This is a genomic window from Flavobacterium cutihirudinis, from assembly GCF_003385895.1.
Classification (GTDB): Bacteria; Bacteroidota; Bacteroidia; order Flavobacteriales; family Flavobacteriaceae; genus Flavobacterium; species Flavobacterium cutihirudinis.
In genome coordinates this window covers 804,631-813,942 of the sequence record NZ_QRDQ01000007.1, presented here as the reverse complement: position 1 = coordinate 813,942, position 9,312 = coordinate 804,631, and the positions used below count along the sequence as shown (strand labels likewise).

At 35.2% G+C, this 9,312-nt stretch carries 8 protein-coding genes; 4 read left to right on the top strand and 4 right to left on the bottom strand.

The genetic code is table 11. The features are described from left to right. Both BD847_RS03580 and BD847_RS03575 read left to right on the top strand, forming a co-directional pair. The gene (locus BD847_RS03580; protein WP_115886898.1) at positions 1-1,932 is read left to right on the top strand and encodes an OmpA family protein; all 1,932 of its coding nucleotides are present in this window, start codon (positions 1-3) and stop codon (positions 1,930-1,932) included. 241 nt (positions 1,933-2,173) lie between these two features. Next, positions 2,174-3,643, top strand: coding sequence for a glycoside hydrolase family 130 protein (locus BD847_RS03575; protein ID WP_115886897.1), 1,470 nt, complete (start codon positions 2,174-2,176; stop codon positions 3,641-3,643). 73 nt (positions 3,644-3,716) lie between these two features. Here the strand turns inward: BD847_RS03575 and metQ are convergent, their stop codons facing one another. From metQ to metN, 3 genes are all read right to left on the bottom strand, one after another. Further along, positions 3,717-4,535, bottom strand: a complete 819-nt coding sequence (gene metQ / locus BD847_RS03570) for a methionine ABC transporter substrate-binding lipoprotein MetQ (RefSeq protein WP_115886896.1) — start codon at positions 4,533-4,535, stop codon at positions 3,717-3,719. A 73-nt stretch (positions 4,536-4,608) separates the two neighbouring features. Beyond that, complete coding sequence (locus tag BD847_RS03565) at positions 4,609-5,262, bottom strand: methionine ABC transporter permease MetI (RefSeq protein WP_115886895.1); 654 nt, start codon at positions 5,260-5,262, stop codon at positions 4,609-4,611. Then, positions 5,255-6,286 carry a methionine ABC transporter ATP-binding protein MetN gene (gene metN / locus BD847_RS03560; protein WP_115886894.1) on the bottom strand — a complete coding sequence of 344 codons (1,032 nt, stop codon included), beginning with the start codon at positions 6,284-6,286 and terminating at the stop codon, positions 5,255-5,257. The genes BD847_RS03565 and metN overlap by 8 nt, the downstream gene beginning before the upstream one ends. Positions 6,287-6,737: 451 nt before the next feature. Here metN and BD847_RS03555 point away from each other — a divergent pair, with 451 nt between their 5' ends. Further along, positions 6,738-7,331: a hypothetical protein gene (locus tag BD847_RS03555; RefSeq protein WP_115886893.1), complete on the top strand. Its 594-nt coding sequence runs from the start codon at positions 6,738-6,740 to the stop codon at positions 7,329-7,331. A 333-nt stretch (positions 7,332-7,664) separates the two neighbouring features. Next, a complete protein-coding gene (locus tag BD847_RS03550; protein ID WP_115886892.1) occupies positions 7,665-7,913 on the top strand; it encodes a hypothetical protein in 249 nt (82 codons plus the stop codon). A 62-nt stretch (positions 7,914-7,975) separates the two neighbouring features. Here the strand turns inward: BD847_RS03550 and BD847_RS03545 are convergent, their stop codons facing one another. Further along, complete coding sequence (locus BD847_RS03545) at positions 7,976-9,202, bottom strand: PQQ-dependent sugar dehydrogenase (protein ID WP_115886891.1); 1,227 nt, start codon at positions 9,200-9,202, stop codon at positions 7,976-7,978. Positions 9,203-9,312 lie beyond the last annotated feature (110 nt).

Genomic DNA, 9,312 nt, shown 5'->3' with positions numbered 1-9,312 from the left:
ATGAAAAGAAGATTTACTATACTTATCCTTCTGGCTGTTCAAATAGTCTGCTCGCAAACAAAAGACAAAACAGCCGATGTTTTATTCGATAAAATGTATTACATCGAAGCTGCAAGATTGTATGAGATATCTATAAAAAATGGTGATGTTTCTAAGGAAATTCTTCAGCGTGCCGGCGATGCTCATTACTTTAATACACAAATGGAAAATGCCAGCAAATGGTACGGAAAACTCCTTGCTGAATACCCAAATGAGGTTTCATCTGAATATTACTTTCGTTATGCGCAGTCTTTGCAGGGAATCAAAAATTATGAACTTGCAAAAAAATGGATGGTTAATTTCTCTGAGAAAAAGAAATCAACCGATTCCAGAGCGCAGAATTTTTCATTAAAAAAAGTGACGCTCGAAGACATCAAAAGAATAAAACCGCATTTTCTTCTTGAAAATTTAGAAATCAATTCGGCTTATTCTGACTTCGCTCCAATGTTTTATAAAGATAATTTGGTCTACTCTACCTCATCGGATTCCTCTTTCATAAAAACAGCAAATTACGGTTGGAACGATCAGCCTTATTTAAAATTACAACTCGGAAAAATAAGTCCTTCTCAGACCAATGTCACTTTTAAAGAACGTTTTGGAAAAGAAATTTCGACGCAGTATCACGAGGCTTGTGTCGCCTTTTCTCCAGATGAAAAAACCATTTATTTTACCCGAAACAACTACAACGGAAAATTAAAAAGAGACAGTAAAGGTGTTAATAATTTAAAACTTTACTCTGCCACTGCAACTGAAGGCGATAATGGAACCGTAAAATGGGGAAATGTGAAAGAACTTCCTTTTAATAGTGATAGCTATTCCGTTGGACAACCTTCAGTCAGTAAAGACGGGAAAAAGCTTTATTTTGTTTCTGATATGCCAGGAACAGTTGGATCGACAGATATTTTTGTTGTTGATATTTTGGGAGAAAACCAATATTCAAATCCAAAAAATTTGGGTGATAAAATAAATACCAGCGGCCGCGAAATGTTTCCTTTTATCACTGACCTGGCTTTGTATTTTGCCTCTGACGGATTTCTGGGACTTGGCGGACTTGATGTTTTCGAAAGTAGATTAACTGATGGTGTTTTTGATGATCCTGCAAATCTCGGTGCTCCGCTAAACAGTAGTATGGATGATTTTGGCTTCATTATAAGAGAAGAAACAAATAAAGGTTTTGTATGTTCCAACAGAAACACGGGAAAGGGCGATGATGATATTTACTCTTTCGAAAGAAGCTGCGCACAATCTGTTGAGGGCTATGTTTTTGATGCTGTTTCAAACAACAAAATTCCTGGGGCCATAGTTACGCTAAAAAACAGTGAAAATGAGACTATAGAGCAAACGGTTTCAAAAATTGATGGCCGATTTGAGTTCAATGATAACATAAATTGCAACACAACATATATCATCGAAGGATTCAAAGACAACTTCAAACCGGCTTCTAAAACAGTTATAATACCTTCTAATTCCGGAATTACTGAAGTTCCCATCGGGCTTGATCCTGCCCTTATTGAGCGTAAAGATGGTATTTTAAAAATAAAAATCGGAATTATACTCTTTGATCTTGATAAATCAGATATTCGCTATGATGCTGCTATCGAATTAAATAAAATTGTTTTATTGATGACGCAGTACCCAAATATGGTTATTAAAATTGAATCGCATACCGATTCGAGAGCAAATGATCAATATAATCTTGAACTTTCAGATCGCAGAGCAAAAGCAACCCGCGATTACATCATTTCACAAGGAATTGCGCCTGAACGAATTGAAAGTGCCATTGGGTTTGGTGAAACTCAGCTGCTTAATAATTGTTCTAATGGTGTACCTTGTACTGAACAACAACATCAGGTCAACAGACGAAGCGAATTTATTATTACAAAAATTCAATAGGTCAACTTTTTTAAACAATATTCAACCACTCTAACTCCATTATTCTGTAATGGAGTTTTTGCATTGTAACAGATTTATAACATTTATGACGTTTTTTTTTATTAACTTGTTGTAGCAATACTATTTTGCATTGTTTTTCTGTTTAAAACAAATACACTTTCACCTTTTTGCAAAACACCAGCACAACTTCTCTGGTATAATTTTACCAATGTGCTTCTTTTTATAATTTAAAAATATACCTATGCGAGTATCAGTAGTCCGAAAAAATATAAAATTTACCCCAGATTCCAGAAGAGTTGTTGCGCGATATTTTATGAATGGCGACGAACGAACCCAACAAATGGTTGGTCGCATTATGACGCTGAACGAAAAACAAGTATCCGAAACTTTAGAGCAGACACTTCGTGAGTTCGCCAGAAGACACCGAAATATTTCAGCTATCTTTTTCAGGCATTGCGAAATAATAAGACCTTTAATCGAAGCCATGCAAATCAATTATGAAGAACTGACTCTTAATCGAAAAATGCTTATAGGTTCTTATTGTACAATGGAATATGCTATAGAATCTGCGGCGATTTTTAATCCGTCGATTGTAGAAGACTTTGATCAATCCGGACTTGGAGCGGGAGAAAAAAGAGTTATTCTTTCCTTTCGTGCCACGGGTGAAGGTCATATTTCATCTATTGTTTTTCGAAGAGGAATTCTGGATAAAAACAATGATTTGCAGATTATGAAAATCGGTCATCAAATCGATAAGGCCGAAATTGAACACAAAACACTCTTAAATAAAGAACGATTTCTGACTAAGTTGTCTGAAATGCATACCAAAGACAAATACATTGAACAAATTATGCAGGATTTGCCAAATGATTTTGAATTTGTCGTTCTTAAAAACATTGTAAATACGGCTTTAGCTGACCCTACAATTCGTCAGGAAAGAAGAATAGCTCTTGAAGAAATCATCTGGCTAGCCAACTCTTTTTATGATTTGCAGTTTAACCACGATGCTGATATTACGGAGCGCGTTATTTTTCCAATATCAGAATCTGAAAGCCGCGGAATTGAAGATGCCCGTTTTGTACGCTTTACCGATGATGATAATTCAACAAGAATCATGGCCACTTACACCGCGTACAATGGACATGCTATATTACCAAAATTGATTTCTACTGAAGATTTTTATACCTTTAGAGTAATGCCGCTGCATGGTACCGGCGCACAAAATAAAAACCTAGCCCTGTTTCCACGAAAAATAAAAGGAAAGTATGCCATGCTCGCCAGAATTGATGGTGTCAATAATTACATTATGTATTCGGAACGAGCTACGCAATGGAATAATCCCACGCTTTTGCAGGAACCAAGATATCCATGGGAATTTACACATATAGGGAATTGCGGATCACCACTTTGGACAGAAGAAGGCTGGCTTGTAATCACGCACGGTGTGGGCGCAATGCGTCGTTATTGCATTGGTGCATCATTATTTGATCTGGACGATCCGTCTAAAGAAATTGGAAGACTTAACGAACCATTACTTTCTCCTTTAGAAGACGAACGCGAAGGTTATGTACCAAATGTCGTTTATTCTTGTGGCGCCATGATTCACAATAACAGTTTAATACTTCCGTACGCAGTTTCGGATTATTCCTCAACTTATGCAGTTGTCGATATGATTGAGCTTTTAGATGCCTTAAAAAACAGCAATAAATAAATTTAATTTATTCTTTAAAACACAAAAAGCCCTCAACGGGCTTTTTGTGTTTTTTATATTAAAAATGATAAGACTACCAGCCTTTTACAGCTCCCCCCTTAAATTCACGAAGAGCAGCCTGCTCAACTTCAGCTGATTGAAAAGCCTGTAAAAACTGTTTTACCTTTTCTTCATTTTTGTTATCCTCACGACTTACTACAAGATTTACATAAGGAGAATCTTTATCTTCTACAAACAAGGCATCGCGAGAAGGAACTAAGCCAGCCTGAGAAGCAAAAGTGTTATTGATAATCGCAATTGAAACATTGGCATCATCAAGAGCGCGTGGCAATTGAGGCGCTTCTAATTCTAATATTTTCAAGTTTTTAGGATTCTCGATTATATCTGTAACTTTAGGCAATAAACCGACACCCGCTTTTAATTTTAATAAACCGTTTTTCTCCAAAAGTAATAGCGAACGACCACCATTTGTCGGATCATTTGGAATAATTATAGTACTTTCATTTTTCAATTCAGAAAGGTTTTTTATTTTCTTTGAGTAAGCTGCAATTGGATATACAAACGTTTTTCCGATAATTGCTAGCTTGTAACCACGCTGTTTAGATTGTTCATCCAAATAAGGTTTATGCTGAAAAGCATTCGCATCAATATCGCCCTGACTTAATGCTTCATTTGGAATTACATAATCATTAAAAGCAACTAATTCTACTTCTAATCCGTATTTTTCTTTTGCTACTTTTTTTGCCGCTTCTGCAACTTTTAATTCAGGACCTGAAGCTACTCCAACTTTAATAAAATGAGGATCGTTCTTTTTATCATTTCCACAATTTGATAAAACAAGTGCCAAAACCAAAATTCCGGCAATTTTTAAACTATTTAATCTAGTATTCATTTTTATATTTTTTAAATTTTCTTTATTCTTTTTTCTTTTTTCTATTTACAGCTTTCGACTTTTCGACTAACTTCTATCGATGATCAAAACGTTTTGACAACGCATCTCCGGCAAACTGAATAAGAAATACCAAAATTACAAGCAAGGCCAATACCGAATTCATCGTTACAGCATCATAACCAATATATCCATATTGATAACCCACCTGTCCTAAACCGCCCGCACCAACTGCACCGCCCATTGCCGAGTAACCAACAAGAGTGATCAAAGTAATAGAAGCAGCGTTTATTAAAGAAGGCAATGCTTCAGGAAGCAATACTTTATAAACAATTTGAAATGGTGTTGCTCCCAATGCACGTGCAGCTTCAATTAATCCTGAAGGCAAACCTAAAAGACTGTTTTCGACCAATCGGGCAATAAATGGCGCTGCGCCAATACTTAACGGAACCAATGCCGCACTAACTCCAATAGAAGTTCCTACAATAGCTCTTGTAAACGGAATCATCCAAACGATTAAAATAATAAACGGAATCGAACGGAAAATATTCACAAAAACGGATAATGTTCTGTTTAAAACGGGTTGCTCTAAAATTTGATTTTTTCGGGTCAGGAAAAGTAAAACTCCTGTTGGAAGTCCGATTAAAAAACCAAAAAAACCGGATACAAAAGTCATCACAATGGTTTCCCATGTTCCTTTTAGTAATAAATCTATAATTGAATCAGACATAACCTATAATTTCTGTTTTAATATGTTTTGAATTGAAATATTGAATAGCAGCATCAAAATTTTCACGTTTTCCTGATAATTCAATCAGCATTACTCCAAAGTTGACATCACCGGCCTGATCCATTTGTGCGCTTACAATTTTAAAATCGGTATCAAATAATCTCGAAACTTCTGAAATTACAGGCTCATTTACTGATTTCCCTGTCATTTCCAGTTTTAGTAAAGGATTGAGATTTCCATTATTTTCTTTTTGCAATTTTTCTTGATAAACAGCAGGAATATCAAGATGTAATGAAGACGAAATAAATTCTCTAGTCAGCTCGTGTTTTGGATCTGCGAAAATTTCACCAACACTTCCCTGCTCTATCAATTTTCCGTGGCTTATTACAGCAACTTCATCACAAATCGATTTTACAACTTCCATCTGGTGTGTGATCAATAAAACCGTAATATTCAAACGTTTATTAATGTCCTTTACTAAATTCAGAATTGAACGCGTTGTCGCCGGATCAAGCGCACTAGTGGCTTCATCACACAAAAGAACTTTCGGATTATTAGCTAAAGTTCTAGCGATGGCAACTCTTTGTTTTTGACCGCCTGAAAGACTTGCAGGATAATCGGAAGCTTTTTCAGCCAAACCAACCAATTGCAATAATTCCTGAACGCGCGTTTTGATTTCGGTTTTAGGAGTTCCCGCCAATTCCAACGGAAAAGCCACATTTTCAAAAACAGTACGCGATGAAAGCAAATTAAAGTGCTGAAAAATCATTCCGATTTGTCTTCTTTCAATAGCTAGTTCTGCATTAGATAATTGCATCAGCGCTTTTCCATCAACAATTATATCGCCTGATGTAGGTCGTTCCAGTAAATTCACGCATCTGATCAAGGTACTTTTTCCTGCCCCTGAAGTCCCGATAACACCAAAAATTTTTCCTGGTGGCACCGTTAACGAAACGTCTGATAAGGCAGTAACAATCCTGTCTTTCTGGTGAAACGTTTTGGTTACATTTTTTAATTCAATCATTTTTACTCAATTAAAAACAAAAAAGCCTTTCAAATTTGCATGAAAGGCTTTTCGAAATAAATTACATTATTTTATATAGAAGCCAGATCATTAAATACCATAAAAAAAGCACAGCACATACGCATGCTATATTTACAATAATTCATATTCTGGGTATTTTTTCTCATTGACGTTGCAAATTTAAAGAGATATTTTTAATTCTGATGCAAAAAACTCAAAAACTTTCATTAACCTATCAAAATAATAGACTACTATTTTTTAAACAATGAGAAAATAAGACGATAATCAAGATATAACGCTATAAAATCTACAGTTTATATTGATCTTCATTCTTTTAAAATCAACTTAGCTTCTTCACTTTTTTACAACAATAGACAATAATTTCACTTAACTGCGTGTTATATAAGATAGCTATCTAAGCGAATAACAAAATAAAATCCACGAAGTGAACATGAAAAAATTAGCGTTTATAATCATTATAAGTATTTCGGTACAAGTATCTGCCCAGAATGAACTGGATAAAAAATTCAAGCCTATTCCGGCAAAAAATGCCGAGCAAAAAGAAGTAATTCCGCCAAAAGAAATTGCTCCTAAAATTGATCCGCCTGCGCCTGTTGCAGCGCCAGATCCTTTGCAAATCAATCCGGAAGAGTTATTCAGCAATCCTAATTTATATAAAAAGGATGCCAATGTTCCAGGAATTTTTTACAGAAGAAATCAATATTTAGGTGGTTTCAAGACGAAAGCTTTTGTTTCGACAATACGTTTTCGTGATGCGGCCTTTGTCGACGGAGATAAGATTAAAATATATCTAAATGATCAATTGGTTGAACCTGAAGTAACATTGAACGGAGATTTTAAGGAATTCAAAATAAAATTAACTGATGGCAGAAACAAAATTGATTTTGAAGCCATAAATGAAGGTTTTGCTTCACCAAATACTGCCGAATTTGAAGTTTATGATGATAAAGGAAAAGTGATTACATCCAGTCAATGGAACGTTGGTACGGGATATAAAGCTGCTATTATTTTGTATAAAGAATAAAGCCTTTTCGAAAATCATAAATATTGATTTTTTGGCTTAACGCCGAAACAAAACGAATAAATAAATCCCATTTTTTTAATCGAAATGGGATTTTTCATTTTATAATCATATCTAAAAAAATATTTTACTTTTTTTAAAATCGTAAAAAACACATAATCTGAAAGTTAACCTAAAAACGGATAATAATTCTCTAAAAATTCAAAATAATGCAAAACTGAGTTCTCCAATTCTTCGTAAGTATCCAAGATTTTACTTTAAAGACAGATTCAGCAAAATAATCTTTTTAACGGAGTAGCATCTTTTTATAATTCTAATTATTAATAATCATCAATTGTGGATAAATTAAAAATTCAAAGATTAAAAAGTACATTAGCCTACCTTCAAAGCAAACAGCGCGAATTAAACAAACAAAATGAAGTTGATATGCGAACGCTGGAATCAATGATCAAATACCTTAAAAAGGATATGGTAGAACAATTTAATTTATCTGAATATGACATTTATATCAAAAATGAAATAAAAAACACAGATACTTTTATTCGAAGTGTTCAAAATATCATAGAACATTGCACGGTTTTATAAATAAAAAAACTGCTTTTGAAACAGGATTTCAAAAGCAGCATTTTTATAATTATTATTTAGAACTATTTCTTGTCAATTTTGTAAAGTCTTCCTCCGTCTGTTACAGCATAAAGTGCGCCGTCATTTCCTTGCGTAATATCCCTGAATCTTTGACCTTCACCGGCAAGCAATCTTTCTTCTCCCACAACTTTATTGTTTTCTATAGCGAGACGTACAATATGCATTCCGCTTAAAGCGCCGGCAAATAGATTATTTTCCCATTCTGGAACACGGTTTCCGGTGTAAAATGTAATTCCACTTGGCGAAACAACAGGATCCCAATAATAAACAGACTGTTCCATTCCGCTTTGCTGCTGAATTCCTGCTCCAACTTTCTCTCCACTGTATTCAATTCCATATGTAATTGTTGGCCAGCCATAATTTGCTCCAGCCTGAATTCGGTTTATTTCATCACCACCTCGTGGGCCATGTTCGCTAAGCCAAACTTCTCCCGTTACCGGATGAAGTGCCAATCCTTGCGGATTTCTATGCCCAATCGAATACAATTCTGGCAATGCTCCTGCTCCACTAAAAGTCGGATTTCCAGAAGCCGCTTGACCATCTTTGGTGATTCTAATTACTTTACCTAGTCCAGACGTTACCGATTGCGCCAAAGGTCGCGTTTCTAAAACAGATCGTTCTCCCGTGCTCACTATAAGATTTCCGGTTTTATCAAAAAGAATACGTCCTCCATAATGCAATTCACTCGGATTAGTAGGTTTCGCGCGATAAATGACCGTCGCAGCTTCTATTGTTTTTTCATCATTTGATAGTCTACCTTTCGCTACAGCGGTATTATTTCCACCTGTAGTAGACTCTGCGTAAACCCAATAAATCATTCGGTTCGAAGTAAAATCGGGATCTAGGCATAATCCTAACAATCCGCCCTGTCCTGCTGCGTTTACCGCTGGTGCACCAGTAATAGGTGCGCTAACTACTCCGGCCGTTGTAACAATACGAAAAGTTCCGGATTTTTGAGTTACCAATAATCTTCCGTCCGGAAGACTTTTTATTCCCCACGGATTTGACAACGCGCTGGTTAGCACTGCAAATTGAATTTCTGTATTTGTTTTTACCCCATTTATTCGGGTTTGACCTTCAAAAGCCGGTTTATAAGACGAATTAGGTGCATTTGTTTCTACCGGATCTGTTTTAGTGCCAGGATCGATTGGGTTGTCTTTATCATTAGAACAACTGCCAAATGATAATACGGCACTCGAAATTATGGCAAGGCTAGTAAGGTATTTCATAATCGAAAATTTAAGTTATATAAAATTTGGAAGTTATAAATATCTCAAATTCAATTTAAAACACATTATATAATTTTAATAATTACTTATATAATTTCACATTTAAATAA